The organism is Pseudokineococcus lusitanus (assembly GCF_003751265.1).
Taxonomy (GTDB): domain Bacteria; phylum Actinomycetota; class Actinomycetes; order Actinomycetales; family Quadrisphaeraceae; genus Pseudokineococcus; species Pseudokineococcus lusitanus.
In genome coordinates this window covers 41,544-57,920 of the sequence record NZ_RJKN01000010.1, presented here as the reverse complement: position 1 = coordinate 57,920, position 16,377 = coordinate 41,544, and the positions used below count along the sequence as shown (strand labels likewise).

Here is a 16,377-nt window from a genome sequence, read left to right as displayed (position 1 = left end):
CGATGACGCAGGACCAGGGCTGGGCCTCCCCCGGCGGGGACGACCGCCGCGAGCCCGGCACGGGCGGCGCGTCCCCCGCCCCGGCGGCGCCGCGGGGCGAGCAGCAGCAGGCCCCCGGCGGCTGGTCCGGCCCCGCCGGCCCCGCGCCCGCCGCCGCCGGGTGGGACGGCCGCCCGCCCGCCTCCGCCGGCTGGAGCGCCCCGCCGCGGCCGGGCATCGTGCCGCTGCGCCCGCTGGGCGTGACGGACCTGCTCGAGGGGGGCTTCCGCGCCATCAGCGCCAACCCCAAGGTCATGCTCGGCGTCTCGGCGCTCGTCTTCGGCGGCGTCGCCGTGCTCTCGCTGCTCATGGCCCCGCTGCTGCTGGGGCCGGTGGTGGGCGCCTTCAACGACCTCGCCGCGAGCGGCCCGGCGGGGGCGGCCGGCCCCGAGTTCTCCACCCTGTCCTTCGCGGGTGCCGACCCGGTCACCGGACTGGTCTCGCTCGTCGCCACCGTGGCGCTGACGGGCATCCTCGTGGTGTCCGTCAGCGCCTCCGTCATCGGTCGTCGAACGGGCGCCGGTGAGCTGTGGCGACGCGTGCGGGGCCGCCTGCTCGCGCTCGTGGGCCTGTCGCTGCTCATCAGCGTCGTGGTCGGGGCGGTGGTGGTGCTGGCCACCGCCGCAGGGGCGCTGGGCTTCTTCGTCTCCGAGGCCGCCGGCGTCGTCGGGCTCGTCCTCGGCCTGCTCGCGGGTGTCGTCCTCGCCGTCTGGCTCTCCACCCGGTGGAGCCTGGCGTCGGTGGCCCTCCTCCTCGAGGGACTCAGCATCGGCAAGGCGCTGCGGCGCAGCGGCGCGCTCGTCAAGGGGACGTGGTGGCGCGTCTTCGGCGTCCTGCTGCTGACCTTCATCCTCGCCGGGCTCGCGTCGGCCGTGCTCGTCGGGCCGGCGAGCGTCGTGGCCGGGCTGCTGACCCTCTGGTTGCCCACGGGCACGGCCACGACGCTGGGCACCTTCATCACGCTGCTCTTCTCGACGGTCGCCAGCGTCCTCGTCCAGCCCTTCGTCGCCTCGGTGACGGCGCTCCTCTACACCGACCTGCGGATCCGGCAGGAGGGCCTCGACGTCGAGCTGGCCCGGGCGGCCGACGAGGTCACGTCCTGACACCCGCGCTCCTGGCGGTCCCCGGCCCGGTGGCCGGGATCGTCGTCGACCGCGAGGAGGGACGCGACCTCCTGGCCCGCGAGCTCGCCGGGCGCCTCTACGCGGACGCCCAGCCCTCCCCCGTGCAGCGCTTCCTGTCCTGGCTCTTCGAGCGCCTCGGCGAGCTGGTGCCCGACGACCTCGACGGCGGTCCCGTCGTCGACGCCCTCGTCGTCGGCGTCGTCGTCCTCCTCGTCCTGCTGGCCGCCCGGGTCGCCGGCCAGGCGGTCCTGCGGCGGCGCCGCGCCGGGGCCGACGCCGAGGTCTTCGCCGGGGACGTCCGCCGGGGCGCCGACGACCACCGGGCCCGTGCCGACGCCATGGCGGGCGAGGGCCGCTGGCCCGAGGCCGTGGCCGAGCGCTTCCGCGCCGTCGTCCGCGGCGCCGAGGAGCGCGTCCTCGTCGACGAGGTGCCCGGCCGGACGGCCGGCGAGGTCGCGGGCGAGCTGGGCCGGGTGATGCCCGACCTCGCGGGCGACCTGGCCACGGGCGCCCGGGTCTTCGACGACGTCGTCTACGGCTCCGCGCCCGGCACCGCGGACGACGACGCCCGGCTGCGTCGCCTCGACGACGCCGTCCGTGCCGCCCGGCCCGCGCTCCCCGCGGCCGTGGGGCCGGAGGTCCCGTGAGCGCCCCCGCCACCGCCGCCCCGGCCGGTCCCGCGACGGCGGGCCCCGGGCCCACCACGGGGCCCGCCCCCGGGCCCACGACGACCCGGCGCCCCCGCCGGGCGACCCTCCTGGTGCTCCTCGGTGCCGTCCTCCTCGTCGTGGCCCTCGTCGTCGCCTCGCTCGGGACGTCGGACGGCCCGCTCGACCCGGGCAGCCCCGCGCCCGACGGCGGCCGTGCCGTGGCGCAGGTCCTCGGCGACCTCGGGGTCGACGTCGTGCGGACGACCACGAGCGACGCCACCGACGCCGCGGTCGAGGCCGCCGGCGGGGACGCGGCGGTGCTCGTCGTGCCCACGTCACCGCTGTCGTCCGCCCAGACCGACCGGCTCGCCGCGCTCGGCGAGGCCGGGGCCGACCTCCTCCTGCTGGTGCCCGACCCCGACGTCCTCGCGGCGCTCGCGCCCTCGCTCCGGGCGGCCGACGAGATCGAGACGGCCGAGGACGTGCCGCCGCAGTGCGACCTCCCCGCCGCCCAGCGGGCCGGCGAGGCCACGGGCGGTGGTGCCCTCGTCGAGGCCCGCGACGACGAGGACCCGGCGGTGGTGTCCTGCTACGGCCTGCCCTTCGGCGGGTCGCCCTACGTCACGGTCGACGGCGGCGCCGGGGGCGGGGAGCGCGGCGACGTCGTCGTGCTCGGCCAGCCCGACGTGCTGCGCAACGAGACGGTCGACGAGGCGGGCAACGCCGCCCTCGCGCTGCAGACGCTCGGTGCCCGCCCCACGCTCGTCTGGTACCTGCCGGACCCCCTGGACCCGGCCCTCGCGGAGGGCGACGGGACGGTGCCGCTCTCCTCGCTCGTGCCGCGGGGCCTCGTACGGGCGGCGCAGGTGCTCGCCGTCGCGGGCGTCCTGCTGCTCCTGTGGCGCGGCCGCCGGCTCGGGCCGCTCGTCGTCGAACGGCTGCCCGTCGTCGTCCGCGCCGCCGAGGCCGTCGAGGGGCGCGGCCGCCTCTACCGGGCCACCGGCGCCCGCGACCACGCCGCGGCCACCCTGCGCGCGGCCTCGCTCACCCGGCTCGCGGGCCGCCTCGGCGTCCCCGCGAGCGCCGGGGCGGACGCCGTCGTGGGCGCCGCCGCGGGCGCGTCCGGCCGCCCGCGCGCCGACGTCGCCGCCCTCTACCGCCCGGACGCGCCCGCCGACGACGCGGCGCTCGTCGCCCTCGCCACCGCCCTCGACGACCTGGAGAAGGAGGTCAGCAGCTCGTGACCGAGCCGACCGCCCCGTACGACGCCCCCGGTGACCCCGACGACCACGCGCACGACCGCGCGCACGACGGCGCCCCGGCCGGGCCGGAGGACGCGATGCCCGTGCTGCCCGACCCGGGCCCGGGCGACCCCGCCCCGGTGCCCGCCCCCGGCGCCGGCGCCCCGACCGCGGAGGACGCCCGCGCCGCGCTGCTCGCCGTCCGCGCCGAGGTGGGCAAGGCGGTGGTCGGCCAGGACGTCGCCGTCACCGGCCTCGTCGTCGCGCTCCTGTGCCGCGGCCACGTGCTGCTCGAGGGCGTGCCCGGGACGGCCAAGACCCTCCTCGTGCGCGCCCTCGCCGCCTCGCTGCGGCTGGGGACGGCGCGGGTGCAGTTCACGCCCGACCTCATGCCGGGCGACGTGACGGGCTCCCTCGTCTACGACGCCGGGCAGTCCGACCTCGTCTTCCGCGAGGGCCCGGTCTTCACCAACCTCCTCCTCGCCGACGAGATCAACCGGACGCCGCCGAAGACGCAGGCGTCGCTGCTCGAGGCCATGGAGGAGCGGCAGGTCACCGTCGACGGGCGCCCCCGGCCGCTGCCGGCGCCCTTCGTCGTCGCCGCGACGCAGAACCCCGTCGAGCAGGAGGGCACCTACCCCCTGCCCGAGGCGCAGCTCGACCGCTTCCTCCTCAAGCTGCGCCTGCCGCTGCCGCCGCGCGAGGCCGAGCTCGAGGTGCTGTCCCGGCACGCCGCCGGCTTCGACCCGCGCGACCTCGACGCCGCCGGGCTGCGTCCCGTCGCCGGCCCCGAGCACCTCGAGGCCGCCCGTCGCGCCGTCACCGGGGTGCGGGTCGCGCCAGAGGTCCTCGGCTACGTCGTCGACGTCGTCCGCGCCACGCGCGAGGCCCCGTCGCTGTCCCTCGGCGTCTCGCCCCGCGGGGCCACGATGCTGCTCGCGGCCGCCCGCGCGTGGGCCTGGCTGACCGGCCGCGACTACGTCACGCCGGACGACGTCAAGGCCCTCGTGCCCGCCACGCTCGGGCACCGCGTCCAGCTGCGCCCGGAGGCCGAGCTCGAGGGCGTCACCGTCGAGGCCGTGCTGGCGAGCGTGCTCGCCGGCGTCCCGGTCCCGCGCTGAGCGCGCCGGCCCCCGCCGCCCCGGTCTCCCCCGTGCCCGCCTGGTTCCCCCGCGTCGCCCCCACCGGGCGCCTCGTCGCGCTCGTCGCGCTGGGCGCCGTCCCCGTCGCGCTCGTGCCCGGCCCCTGGCCCGCCGTGGCCTGGGCGGTGCTCGTCGTCGTCCTCGCCGCGGTGGACGTGGCGCTGGCCGCCGACCCGCGGCGGCTCGGCCTCGAGCGGACGGTGCCGGCGGGCGTCCGGCTCGGCGAGGCGGTGACGAGCGAGCTCGTCGTCACCAACCCGGGGCCGCGACGGCTGCGGGGGCTCGTGCGCGACGCCTGGTCGCCGTCCGCGGGCGCCGGGGTCGACCGGCACGCGGTCGACGTGCCCGCGGGCGAGCGTCGCCGCGTCGCCACCCCGCTGCGGCCGACCCGCCGCGGGGACCGCGCGGCGGACCTCGTCACCGTGCGGTCGCGCGGCCCGCTGGGCCTGCTCGCGCGGCAGCGCTCCCTGCCGGCGCCCGCGACCGTGCGGGTCCTCCCCCACTTCCGCTCGCGGCGGCACCTGCCCAGCCGCCTCGCGCGGCTGCGTGACCTCGAGGGCCGCTCGGCCGTGCAGGTGCGCGGCCAGGGCACGGAGTTCGACAGCCTGCGCGAGTACGTGCAGGGCGACGACGTCCGCTCCATCGACTGGCGTGCGACGGCGCGCCGGCAGGACCTCGTCGTGCGCACGTGGCGGCCCGAGCGCGACCGCCGCGTCCTGCTCGTCCTCGACACCTCCCGCACCGCCGCCGGCCGCGTGGGCGACGCGCCGCGCCTCGACGCCGCCATGGACGCCGCGCTGCTCCTCGCCGCGCTCGCGTCCCGGGCGGGCGACCGGGTCGACCTCGTGGCGCTGGACCGCCGCGTCCGGGCGCGGGTCGAGCGGGCCGACCGGGCGGCGCTCCTGCCGGCGCTGGTGCAGGCGATGGCGCCGCTCGAGGCGCGCCTCGTCGAGGCGGACTGGTCGCTCGCCGCCCGCACGGTCCGGACGGCGCTGACCCGCCGCGCGCTCGTCGTGCTCCTGACGCCGCTCGAGCCGGCCGCCGTCGAGGAGGGCCTCCTGCCGGTGCTCGGGTCGCTGTCCTCGCGGCACCAGGTGCTCGTCGCCGCGGTCACCGACCCCCGCCTCGAGGAGATGCGGGCGGCCCGGGGGGACGTCGCCGAGGTCTACGACGCGGCGGCCGCCGAGCGGACCGTCCTCGAGACCGACCGGCTCGTCGAGCGTCTCGCGCGCGACGGCGTCCACGTCGTCCGCGGCACGCCCGAGGAGCTGCCGCCCCGGCTGGCCGACGCCTACCTGGCGCTCAAGGCGGCCGGCCGGCTCTGAGGGCGGGCGCCGGCGCGGGAGCCCGTGCGCCCGGGGCGCGGTGCAGCGCGTCCGCAGCGCACGGGCTCCGTCGCCGGGTGCCTCAGGGCGCCTCGGCGGCGTCGACGAGGTCGGCCCGCTGGTCCTCGGGTCGCGTCCCGCGCAGGCGCTGGACGGCGCGCATGCCGTGGTAGATCACGAGGGCGGCCGCCGAGCCCAGCGCGATGCCGCCGAAGGTCAGCCCCCCGGGGCTCCACTGGTAGTCGGCGATGCCGATGACCAGCGCGGTGCCCGCGGTCATGAGGTTGACCGGGTCGGCGAAGTCGACGCGGCGCTGGACCCAGATCCGGGCCCCGAGGACGCCGATGAGGCCGTAGAGCACCGTCGCCGCGCCGCCGAGGACGCCCGCCGGGACGGTGGCGATGAGGGCGCCGACCTTGGGCGACAGGCTCAGCACGAGCGCGACGACGCCGGCGACGAGGTAGGCCGCGGTCGAGTAGACGCGGGTGGCGGCCATGACGCCGATGTTCTCGGCGTACGTCGTCGTGCCCGAGCCGCCGCCGAGGCCGGCGAGCGTCGTGGCCGCGCCGTCCGCGATGAGCGCCCGGCCGGTGAGGCGGTCGACGTCGGTGCCGGTCATCGCCCCGACCGACGTGACGTGGCCGACGTTCTCGGCGACGAGCACGAGGACCACGGGCAGGAAGAGGCCGAGGACGGACAGGTCCAGCTGCGGCGTCGTGAACGGGGGCAGGCCCACCCAGCCGGCGTCGCGCACGGGCTGCAGGTCCACCTCGCCGAGGACGGCCGCGACGGCGTACCCGACGACGACGCCGACGAGCACCCCGAGGCGGCCGAGCAGCCCGGTGAAGAGCACCGTGGCGAGGAGGATCGCGACGATCGTCACGACCGCCGTCACGGGGCCGAGCTGCACGTTGCCGTACGCCGCCGGTGCGAGGTTGAGGCCGATGAGCGCGACGATCGTGCCCGTCACCGGCGGGGGCATGACGCGCGCCACCCACCCCGGCCCGGCGACGTGGACGACGACGCCCACGAGGGCGAGGGCGACGCCCGTGACGGCGACGCCGCCGAGCGCCGTCGCGAGCCCGCCCTGCTGCGTGGCCGCGGCGATGGGCGCGATGAAGGCGAAGGACGAGCCGAGGTAGCTGGGCAGCCGGCCGGCGGTGACGACGAGGAAGAGCAGGGTGCCGACGGCGGAGAAGAAGAGCGTCGTGGCCGGGGGCAGGCCCGTGATGAGGGGCACGAGGAAGGTCGCCCCGAACATCGCGACGACGTGCTGCGCGCCGACGGCGACCGTGCGCGGCCACGTCAGCCGCTCGGAGGGGCCGACCACCTCGCCCGGGCCGGGGCTGCGCCCGTCCCCGTGCAGGGTCCAGCCGGGGCCGCGGAGGGTCCGTCGGGGCCGTCCGGTCTCAGGTCGTGGCGCGCTCACGTCGGGCGAGCGTAGGGGTGCCGCCCCCCGTCCGGTGACGGTCCGGCGGGACCCGGGCGCCGCCGCCCGCGTCAGCCCCGCGCGGGGGCCAGGTCGCCCGTGTCCGCGGCGCGGAGGTCACCGGTCTCGCCGGCCCGGACGGCCCGGCCGCCGAGGACGTGGACGTAGACGCAGAAGGCGACGAGCACGGCCAGGCCCACGCCGACGCGCACGGGCGTGGGCCAGGGGGCCGGGGTGACGAAGCCCTCGACGACGCCCGAGACCGCCAGCACGAAGACCAGCCCGAGGGCGACCGTGAACAGCGCCCGGCCCTCCGCGGCGAGGGAGTCGGCCCGCGTCCGGCCGCCCGGCGCCACCCAGGCCCAGAAGATCCGCAGGCCCGCGGCCCCGGCGACGAAGACGGCGGTCAGCTCCATGAAGCCGTGCGGGAGGATGAACGCGAAGAAGACGTCGCCGCGGTCGAAGGCGAAGAGCATCCCCGCCGCCTGCCCGACGCCCACGGCGTTCGTGAAGAGCACGTAGAGCACGGGGAGCCCGGCGATGCCGAGGGCGACGCAGAGCGCCGCGATGCGGGCGTTGTTGGTCCACACCTGGCCCGCGAAGCTCGCCGCCGTGTTCTGCGAGTAGTAGTCGACGAAGTCCCGCTCGACGTACTGCCGCAGGTCCTCCTCGCTGCCGAGGGCCGCGAGCACCGCCGGGTCGGTGGCCACCCACGCCGCCACGGCGGCGGCCACCGCGACGAAGACCGCCGCGACGGCCACGACGAGCCACCGGATCCGGAAGACCGCGGCCGGGAAGGACACGAGCGCGAAGCGGGCGAGCTCGCGCCAGGCGGGCTCGCGGGCGCCCCCGATGCGGGTCCGGGCCCGGGCGGCGAGGCGGGAGAGCCGGGAGGCGAGCACGGGGTCGCCGCCGGAGGCCTGCACCTGCGAGAGGTGCGTGACGACGCGCTGGTAGAGGCGGACCAGCTCGTCGGAGGAGTCGCCGTCGAGCCGACGGCGCCCCACGAGCTCCTCGAGCCGCTGCCACGTCGGCTCGTGCACCTCGACGAAGGCGTCGACGTCCATGGCCCTGCCCTCCTCGTCCCCCGCCGTCCCCCGCCGGGCGACGGCGGGCACCGGCCACGCTACCGAGCGGCGTCGCGCCGCTCGCCGCTGCACACGGCCGAGACGCACTCCTCGCCGCAGAGCCCCACGGACGGCGGCGCCGGGTCGGGCCGCAGGGGGGCCGACGGGGCGGCGGGGGCCGCGGCGGCCCGCCCGGGTCGACCGGGGCCCTCGGCGAGCAGCGTGAGGCGTGCCGGGGCGGGAGCGGGCGCCCGGCGGGCGACCGGGCGGCGGCGCAGCGGGCGGAGGACGGTCGGACGACCACCCTCCGGCCACAGGCGGTCGAACAGGCGCAGCAGCCACCGCGGGGCCGTGAGGACGCCGCCGAGCCGGGTCACGCGCACGAGCGCGGCCAGCCCGAGGCCGGCCCCCACCCCGACGGCGACGACGAGGACCGCCGCGACGTAGGGGTTGTCCGGCACGAGCTCGGGCGCCACGACGTCGAGGCGCCGGAAGACCAGCAGGGACAGCGGGTAGTGGACGAGGTACACCGCCAGGGTGTTGCGCCCGACGTGCGCCCACACCGCGGCGCCCCGCAGCTCGGCCAGCAGGCGGCCGACGGCCAGGAGCGCGGCGATGCCGGTCAGCGCGACGGTCACCCGCACCAGCGCCCCCGGCAGCGGGTCGAGGACGCCGTACCAGCGCAGGACCCCGAGCGGCACGAAGAGGGCGACGGCGCCCCAGCAGGCCCGCAGGCTCGCGCGGGCGCCGACGCGCAGCACGAGCGGCGCGAGGACCACGCCCAGGAGCACGTACGGGGCCTGCACGACGTAGAAGCGCTCGAGGGGCCCCAGCGGCAGCGCGGGCAGCAGGCCGCTGAGCATGACGCCCGCGACGAGCAGCATGAGCCACAGGCGGCGCGCCAGGAGCCGGACGACGAGCGTCATCCAGAGGACGCCGGCGAGGAACCAGAGGTTGTGGTCGGGGAAGGCGAACCACGTGGCGACGTAGCCGAGCAGCTCCAGCGGCGACTGCCACGGGTCGCGCTCCAGCACGACGTCGACGAGGCGCTCGACGACGAGCCACACGACGAGCAGCCACGCGAAGAGGAGCACGCGGTCGCGGACGACGCGGCGCCAGGGCCGGTCGCGGTAGCCCGCGAGGAGGAGGCCGGCGACGAAGAAGAGCGCCGGCACCCGGAAGGCCTGGACGACCTGCAGCGCCGGCTCGAGGAGGGCGGCGCGCTCGCCGCGCATGGAGACGAAGTCGACGACGTGCGCCGCCACCACGAGGAGCACGGCGACGCCGCGGGCCACATCCAGCCACTGCTGGCGCTCGCGCGGCGGCGCGGCGACGGACGACGGCACGTGGACGGACCCCCCGGTCAGGACGGCAGGTCCCGGGGCGAGGCGCGCAGGACCAGCGGCTCCTGGCTCGGCCGCGCCCGCACCCTCGCAGGTGGGCCCGGCCGTGCCGCGCAGGGCCCCCGGCGTGTCGTGCCGACGACACGCCGGTGACGGGACGGGGCCGCGCGGGCGACGCGGGGGCGTCGACGGGCCGGGCACCGCACCCACCTGCGAGCATGCGGCCGTGAGCTCCCCGACGGCCGCCGCCCGCCGCGAGGACGAGGCGCTGGAGGCGCTGCTGGGGACGGGCGTCGTCACGGGCGACGCGGTCGTCCTCGAGCTGCCCCGCGCGTCGCCGGCCCTGCGCGTGCTGTCCGCCGTCCTCGACGCGCTCGTCGTCGTCGTGGTGGGCGTCGTCGTCGCGGTCGTCGCGCTGCCGCGGCTGTCGTCGTCGGGCGACACCTCGCTCGTCGCGGCCGTGGGGACGGCGCTCGGCGTCCTCGTGGTCGTCGGCCTGCCGACGGCCGTGGAGACGCTGACCCGCGGCCGCTCGCTCGGGCGGCTCGTCGTCGGCACACGGGTGGTGCGCGACGACGGCGGCCCCGTCCGCCTGCGGCACGCCCTCGTCCGGGCGCTCACCGGCGTCGTCGAGCTGTGGGGGCTGGCCGGCGGGCCCGCGCTCATCAGCGCGCTCGCCTCCCCGCGGTCCAAACGCCTCGGCGACCTGCTGGCCGGCACCGTGGTCGTCCGCGAGCGGGCGGCGCGCCAGGACGTCGCGCCGGTGACGATGCCGCCGGGCCTCGCCGGGTGGGCCGGCTCCGCCGACGTCGCCGCCCTCCCGCCCGCGCTCGCCCTCGCCTGCCGCCAGCTGCTCGCGCGGCGGCAGACGCTCCACCCGGCGTCCCGCGCGCGGCTCGGCGGGCAGCTGCGGGGGGACGTCGTCGGCCGCGTCTTCCCGCCGCCCCCGGCCGGCGCGACCGACGAGGACGTCCTCGCCGCGGTGCTGGCCGAGCGGCGCCGGCGGGACACCGACCGGCTGCGCCGGCAGGAGGACGCCCGCCGTCGCGACGTCGACCTCCTGCAGCGCCTGCCCTTCGGTCGCTGACCCCCGGCCCTTCCCGGCCCGCCCCGACTCCTCCTGCCCCCGGCGCCGTGACGGGCCGCCGGAGACCGACGCGCCGAGGGGCGCCCGCGACGACGTCGGTCGTCGCGGGCGCCCCTCGGGGACGTCGGGCCCGCGGTCAGTAGCGGTAGGCCTCGGGCTTGTACGGCCCCTCGACCGGGACGCCGAGGTAGCCGGCCTGGTCGGCGGACAGCTCGGTGAGCCGGACGCCGAGGGCGTCGAGGTGGAGGCGCGCGACCTTCTCGTCGAGGTGCTTCGGCAGCACGTGGACGCCGACCGGGTAGGCGTCGACGTTCTGCGCCAGCTCCACCTGCGCGATGACCTGGTTGGAGAAGGAGCAGCTCATGACGAAGGACGGGTGGCCCGTCGCGTTGCCGAGGTTCATGAGCCGGCCCTCGGAGAGCACGATGATGCTGTGCTCGCCGCGGCCCTCGGGGCCGTCGGTGGCCGGGTACACCCACTCGTGCACCTGCGGCTTGATCTCGACGCGGCGGACGCCGGGCCACGACTGGAGGCCCGCCATGTCGATCTCGTTGTCGAAGTGGCCGATGTTCGCGACGACGGCCTTGTCCTTGAGGCGCGACATCTGGTCGGCGGTGACGACGTCGCGGCAGCCCGTCGTCGTGACGACGACGTCCGCCTGGTCGATGACGTCCTCGAGCGTGACGACCTGGTAGCCCTCCATCGCGGCCTGCAGCGCGCAGATGGGGTCGACCTCGGTGACGACGACGCGGGCGCCCTGCCCGCGCAGCGACTCGGCGCAGCCCTTGCCGACGTCGCCGTAGCCGCAGACCACCGCGACCTTGCCGCCGAGGAGGACGTCGACCGCGCGGTTGAGGCCGTCGACGAGCGAGTGGCGGCAGCCGTAGGTGTTGTCGAACTTCGACTTCGTCACGGCGTCGTTGACGTTGACCGCCGGCACGAGCAGCCGCCCGGTGCGGTGCATCTCGACGAGGCGGTGGACGCCCGTCGTGGTCTCCTCGGTGACGCCGACGAGCTCGGCGGCCAGCCGCGTGAAGCGCTGCGCGTCCTGCTCGAGGCTGCGGCGCAGGGTGGCCAGGACGACGGCGTGCTCGGCGTTCTCCGCCGCCTCGTCGCCGGGGACCTCGCCGGCCTTCTCGACCTCGACGCCCTGGTGGACGAGGAGGGTCGCGTCGCCGCCGTCGTCGAGGATCGCCGTGGGGCCGGCGTGGCCGGTGCCCGACCAGTCGAGCGCGCGCTCGGTGCACCACCAGTACTCGGCGAGCGTCTCGCCCTTCCAGGCGAACACCGGGACGCCGTCGGGGGCCTCGGGGGTGCCGCTGCCGACGACGATCGCCGCGGCGGCCTCGTCCTGCGTGGAGAAGATGTTGCAGCTGGCCCAGCGGACCTCCGCGCCGAGCGCGGTGAGGGTCTCGATGAGGACGGCGGTCTGCACCGTCATGTGCAACGAGCCGGTGATGCGGGTGCCCGCGAGCGGCTGGGACCCGCCCATCTCGGCGCGCAGGGCCATGAGCCCCGGCATCTCGTGCTCGGCGAGACGGATCTGGTGGCGGCCGGCCTCGGCGAGGGCGCGGTCGGCGACGAGGTGCTCGAGGCCGCCGACGACCTCGGCGACGGGCAGGTCCGCCGGGGCGGTCGAGCCGGTCGGCGCGGCGGCGTCGTCGGTGGGGGCGGGGACGGTGAGGGTCACGGGGAGTCCTTCGCGGTGCGGCGGTCAGGTCTCCCGGCGCAGCCCCTCTGGGCCTGCGGCATCACCGACGCCGGGCTCCGCCCGACCCTACCGCCGCCCCGTCGCGGGGCCCGTGCCGAGGCCCGCGTGAGCCCCGACGGCGGGGCCTCGCCGCGGCCTCAGAGGGCGCGGCTGACGACCGCCGCGACGCCCGCCCAGCAGGCGACGCCGGCGGCCAGCGCGCCCGACCAGCCCGCGAGGGCCTGCAGCGGCGTGCCGCGCGTCGTGTCGAGCGGCGTCGCGGGGACCTCCTGCAGCGGCGCGGGGGCGTCCTGCACCGGGGCGACGAGGTCGGCGACGGGGACGTCGACGACCTCGGACGGCGCGGCCGCGCGCGGCGCCGGGACGGGCAGCACCGTCGCGTCGTCGTGCGTCGGGCGCACCTGCGACGGGGGCGCCGTCACCGGGGAGGCGGCGACGGCGGTGCCGGCGGCGCCGTCGGTGCGGGCGGGGGTCGAGGAGGGCTCGAGGAGCTCCGGCGTGGCCATGCCTGCGTCGTCGGCAGCCGGCGGAGGGCCCTGGAGGGCCGTCATCCGACCGGCGCAGCACCCCCCCCGTCCGGCCCAGGCCGCGTCCGGTGCGTCCGGTTCCGCCCCGGCCGGGTCGCCGGCGGGGCTCGCCGGGGGTCGTCGGCCGCGGGCGTGCGGCCGCGGGCGTGCGGCCGCGGGCGTGCGGCCGCGGGCGTGCGGCCAGGGGCGTGCGGCCAGGAGCGTGCGGGCGTCAGCCCAGCGCGTCCCGCAGCTCGGCGACGTGCGGCGACGTCGCGGGGTCGAGCCCGGTGCCCAGCGCCAGGTAGGTGGCGGCGAGGTCGGTGCGGGCGACCAGCCGGGCGAAGCGCGCCAGCGGGCCGCCCTCGTCGACGACGACGTCGCTCGTGCGGACGCCGGAGCGCTCGGCCAGGCGCAGCACGGCCGAGCCCGGCCCCGTGACCTCCTCGCGGAGGAGGACGAGCCGCAGCCGGCTGCGCGACGGGCCGTCGAGGAAGGGGTCCTCGAAGAGCTCGTCCTCGGCGGCCGCGGCGAAGGGGCCGCCGAACGTGGCCACGACGTCGCCGGCGTCGTCCGGCAGCCGACCGTGGACGGCGGGCAGGCGGGCCGTCCGCGCCAGCACCGACGCGGCCCGGCGGGCCGCGACGCCGGCGAGGTCGCCGTCGCCGAGGAGGACGGGCACGTCCGTGGCGAGGTCGAGCGCGAGCGTCTTCGCCGGGTTGACGAAGGTGTCGGACGACGGCCGGCAGGCGTCGGCCTCGACGTCGAGGGCGTCGGCGACCTCCTCGAGCGCCGCGACCGTGCCGCGCCCGTCCGTGCCGCCCAGCGGCGGGAGGACGCCGAGGCGCTCCCCCGCCCACAGCGCGGGCGTCAGGAGGGACCACAGGGCGGTCCGCGAGGTCGGCGCGGACGTCGCCTCGCGGCCGGGCTCGGGCAGCGGCACGTGGACGCCGCGGCCGTGGGCGCACGCGACGGCCAGCGGCGAGTCGGCGGCCCCCACGGTGAGCAGGCGCGCGCCGCGGCGGCCGGCCTCGGCGGCCAGGGCGACGGTGGACTCCGCGCGGCCGGACAGCGACACGGCGACGACGAGGTCGAGCGCGCCGACCCACGCGGGCAGCACCGCGCCCGTGCGGGCGACGACGGGGACGGCGGCGCGCTGGCCGGCGAGCGCCTCGAGGACGCCGGCGACGACCGCCGAGCCGCCCCGGGCCGCGACGACGACGGCGCGCGGCCGGTCCGCGGGGTCCCAGCGGGCGGCGGGCGACTCCTCGACGAGCTCGAGCGCCCGCCGCACCTGGGCCCCCGCGCCCGCGAGCGCCCGGAGCACGGCGGACGGGTCCGCCGCGGCGAGCCGGCCCTCGTCGTCGAGGAGGGCCTCGTCGAGCTCAGGCACCGGACCGCGGCGCGCCGTCGGCGTCGCCGTCCGCCGTCGAGCCACCGGCCGGCGGCTGCGGGACGCCCTCGTCGACGAGGAGGACGGGGATGCCGTCGACCACCGGGTAGAGCAGCGGCGGGTCGGCCTCGACGGCCAGCAGCCCCACGAGGTGGCCGTCCGCGTCGCGACGGTCCTCCAGCCGGCTGCCCGTGGCCGGGCAGCGCAGCACCTCGCGCAGCCAGCGCGGCGGCTCGGCCGCCGCGGGCGCCGTCCCGCCCGGCCCGGCGCTCACGCGTCGGCCCGCACGAGCGCGAGGACCTCGTCGCGGACCGCGGCCAGCGTGGCGGCGTCCACGGCCTCGACGTTGAGGCGCAGCAGCGGCTCGGTGTTGCTGGCGCGCAGGTTGAACCACCACGCGCGGCCGCCCGGGCCCGCCCCGGGCGCGGGGCCGTCCGCCTCGTCGCCGTCGCCCACGGGCGCGGTGACGGTCATGCCGTCGAGCTCGTCGAAGCCGGCGCCGCGGGCGGCGAAGACCTGGCGGACGCGCTCGACGGCGGCGGGGACGTCGTGGACGGTCGAGTTGATCTCGCCGCTGGCCGCGTACGGCGCGTAGTCGGCGACGAGCTCCGACAGCGGCTGGTCGGTGGCCCCGAGGGCGGCGAGGACGTGCATGGCCGCGAGCATGCCCGTGTCGGCGCCCCAGAAGGCCGCGAAGTAGTAGTGCGCCGAGTGCTCGCCGCCGAAGACGGCGCCCGTCGTCGCCATCTGCTCCTTGATGAAGGAGTGCCCGACGCGGGTGCGGACGGCCGTGGCGCCCGCACCGGTCACGAGCTCGGGGACGACCTGGGAGGTGATGAGGTTGTGGATCACCGTGACCGGGGCGTCGGGGTCGGCGGCGCGCTCGCGCGCGATCTCCCGCAGGGCCACGAGGGCCGTGACGGCGGAGGGGCTGACGGCCTCCCCGCGCTCGTCGACGACGAAGCACCGGTCGGCGTCGCCGTCGAAGGCGAGGCCGATGTCGGCGCCCTGCTCGACGACGGCGCGCTGGAGGTCCACGAGGTTGGCCGGCTCGAGCGGGTTGGCCTCGTGGTTGGGGAAGGTGCCGTCGAGCTCGAAGTAGAGCGGGCGGACGTCGAGGGGCAGCGCGGGCAGCCCGGCCGCCTCCTCGAGGACGGCGGGGACGGTGAGGCCGGCCATGCCGTTGCCGGCGTCGACGACGACGCGCAGGGGGCGGGACCCGGACAGGTCGACGAGGCCGCGCAGGTGCTCGCCGTAGCCGCGCAGGACGTCCTCGTCGGTGCGGGCGCCGCGGTCGTCGACGACACCGACGCCGTCGCCGGCGAGGGAGGCCGCGGCGTGGTCGCGGACGGCGGCGAGGCCGGTCTCCAGGCTCACCGGGCGGGCGCCGGCGCGGCACAGCTTGATGCCGTTGTACTGCGCGGGGTTGTGGCTCGCGGTGAACATCGCGCCGGGCGCGTCCATGACGCCGCTCGCGTAGTAGAGGCCGTCCGTCGAGCAGAGGCCGACGACGACGACGTCGACGCCGCGGTCCTGGGCGCCGGCGGCGAAGGCCTCGACGAGGCCGGGCGAGCTGGGGCGCATGTCGTGCCCGACGACGAGGCGGCGGGCGGCGCCGGCCCCCGTGCCGGTGTCGGGCGAGCCGCCCGCGGGGTGACCGGCCTCGAGGACGAGGACGTCGGCCACGGCGGCCCCGAGGGCGCGCGCCGTGCGCTCGTCCCACTGGTCGGGGACGACGCCGCGCACGTCGTACGCCTTGACGATGGCGCTGAGGTCCGGGGCGGTGCTCGCAGTGGTCACGGGGCCGGAGGCTACCGGCGCCCCCCGACCGCGGGGGGCGGTGCTGGGCCGGTCGGCGGACGCCGGCCGGGGTGGTGGAGGGGTGGCGCGGGTGGCGCGGGTGGCGCGCGCCGGGCCGGACGGCTCAGGCGGGGCGGCGGGTGCGGGCGAGGACGTCGGTGATGTCGAGCGCGCGGCCGTCGGCCTCCCAGGCGCGGTGCTCGCAGCGGCCGCAGGAGGTGAACACCGTGGCGGTGCCGTCGGTGAGGGTCATGGCGAGGCGCGTGACGCGGTCGGCGCCGCAGGAGACGCAGCCGGGCACGAGGGCGGCGTCGACCCCGCCGGCCCGGACGAGCGAGCCGAGCGGCGTGTCGACGGCGGCACGGCGGCGCTGGGCGGGGACGCGGGGAGCGGTGCGGGTGCTGGTCACGGCGGGACCTCCGACGGGGGGGCGGCGCGGCCGGCGGGCGGCTGCGGCGGACACCCCTCTCTTCGGCCGACAGGGTGACCGGACTTGAGCCCGATGACCCGATCGGGTGAC

Annotated in this window: 15 protein-coding genes; 6 read left to right on the top strand and 9 right to left on the bottom strand. The window is 78.4% G+C overall.

The genetic code is table 11. The annotated features are described in order from the left end of the window. Window positions 1–2: 2 nt before the first annotated feature. The 5 genes from EDC03_RS16060 to EDC03_RS16040 all read left to right on the top strand — a co-directional run bounded on the left by EDC03_RS16060 (window position 3) and on the right by EDC03_RS16040 (window position 5,521). Entirely contained in the window at window positions 3–1,142 is a 1,140-nt protein-coding gene (locus EDC03_RS16060; RefSeq protein ID WP_123381275.1) for a DUF7847 domain-containing protein, read from the top strand. Window positions 1,143–1,171: 29 nt separating this feature from the next. Beyond that, on the top strand, window positions 1,172–1,810 hold the full coding sequence (locus tag EDC03_RS16055; protein ID WP_123381274.1) for a DUF4129 domain-containing protein: 639 nt from the start codon (window positions 1,172–1,174) through the stop codon (window positions 1,808–1,810). Further along, the gene (locus EDC03_RS16050) at window positions 1,807–3,057 is read left to right on the top strand and encodes a DUF4350 domain-containing protein (protein WP_123381273.1); all 1,251 of its coding nucleotides are present in this window, start codon (window positions 1,807–1,809) and stop codon (window positions 3,055–3,057) included. Before EDC03_RS16055 ends, EDC03_RS16050 begins: the two co-directional genes overlap by 4 nt. Window positions 3,058–3,152: 95 nt before the next feature. Further along, on the top strand, window positions 3,153–4,175 hold the full coding sequence (locus EDC03_RS16045) for an AAA family ATPase (protein WP_123381318.1): 1,023 nt from the start codon (window positions 3,153–3,155) through the stop codon (window positions 4,173–4,175). 32 nt (window positions 4,176–4,207) lie between these two features. Then, the gene (locus EDC03_RS16040) at window positions 4,208–5,521 is read left to right on the top strand and encodes a DUF58 domain-containing protein (RefSeq protein WP_123381272.1); all 1,314 of its coding nucleotides are present in this window, start codon (window positions 4,208–4,210) and stop codon (window positions 5,519–5,521) included. Between the two features lie 82 nt (window positions 5,522–5,603). Here the strand turns inward: EDC03_RS16040 and EDC03_RS16035 are convergent, their stop codons facing one another. The 3 genes from EDC03_RS16035 to EDC03_RS16025 form a co-directional block, all read right to left on the bottom strand. Continuing rightward, window positions 5,604–6,950: a uracil-xanthine permease family protein gene (locus tag EDC03_RS16035; protein ID WP_123381271.1), complete on the bottom strand. Its 1,347-nt coding sequence runs from the start codon at window positions 6,948–6,950 to the stop codon at window positions 5,604–5,606. Between the two features lie 71 nt (window positions 6,951–7,021). After that, window positions 7,022–8,068 carry a stage II sporulation protein M gene (locus EDC03_RS16030; protein WP_241967225.1) on the bottom strand — a complete coding sequence of 349 codons (1,047 nt, stop codon included), beginning with the start codon at window positions 8,066–8,068 and terminating at the stop codon, window positions 7,022–7,024. An 8-nt stretch (window positions 8,069–8,076) separates the two neighbouring features. Beyond that, on the bottom strand, window positions 8,077–9,363 hold the full coding sequence (locus EDC03_RS16025) for an acyltransferase family protein (RefSeq protein WP_199720333.1): 1,287 nt from the start codon (window positions 9,361–9,363) through the stop codon (window positions 8,077–8,079). Window positions 9,364–9,586: 223 nt separating this feature from the next. Between EDC03_RS16025 and EDC03_RS16020 the strand changes: the two genes are divergently transcribed. Beyond that, window positions 9,587–10,447, top strand: a complete 861-nt coding sequence (locus tag EDC03_RS16020; RefSeq protein ID WP_199720332.1) for an RDD family protein — start codon at window positions 9,587–9,589, stop codon at window positions 10,445–10,447. Between the two features lie 136 nt (window positions 10,448–10,583). Here the strand turns inward: EDC03_RS16020 and ahcY are convergent, their stop codons facing one another. From ahcY to EDC03_RS15990, 6 genes are all read right to left on the bottom strand, one after another. Further along, window positions 10,584–12,137 (bottom strand): adenosylhomocysteinase, encoded by a 1,554-nt coding sequence (gene ahcY, locus EDC03_RS16015; protein ID WP_123381268.1) that lies wholly within the window; start codon window positions 12,135–12,137, stop codon window positions 10,584–10,586. 158 nt (window positions 12,138–12,295) lie between these two features. Next, window positions 12,296–12,664, bottom strand: a complete 369-nt coding sequence (locus EDC03_RS16010) for a hypothetical protein (RefSeq protein ID WP_123381267.1) — start codon at window positions 12,662–12,664, stop codon at window positions 12,296–12,298. 232 nt (window positions 12,665–12,896) lie between these two features. Further along, window positions 12,897–14,057: an SIS domain-containing protein gene (locus tag EDC03_RS16005; RefSeq protein ID WP_123381316.1), complete on the bottom strand. Its 1,161-nt coding sequence runs from the start codon at window positions 14,055–14,057 to the stop codon at window positions 12,897–12,899. Further along, window positions 14,050–14,331: a Trm112 family protein gene (locus EDC03_RS18290; protein ID WP_123381266.1), complete on the bottom strand. Its 282-nt coding sequence runs from the start codon at window positions 14,329–14,331 to the stop codon at window positions 14,050–14,052. The genes EDC03_RS16005 and EDC03_RS18290 overlap by 8 nt, the downstream gene beginning before the upstream one ends. Then, the gene (locus EDC03_RS15995) at window positions 14,328–15,857 is read right to left on the bottom strand and encodes a phosphomannomutase/phosphoglucomutase (protein ID WP_123381265.1); all 1,530 of its coding nucleotides are present in this window, start codon (window positions 15,855–15,857) and stop codon (window positions 14,328–14,330) included. Before EDC03_RS15995 ends, EDC03_RS18290 begins: the two co-directional genes overlap by 4 nt. Window positions 15,858–15,981: 124 nt before the next feature. Then, on the bottom strand, window positions 15,982–16,266 hold the full coding sequence (locus EDC03_RS15990) for a hypothetical protein (RefSeq protein ID WP_123381264.1): 285 nt from the start codon (window positions 16,264–16,266) through the stop codon (window positions 15,982–15,984). Window positions 16,267–16,377: the final 111 nt, after the last annotated feature.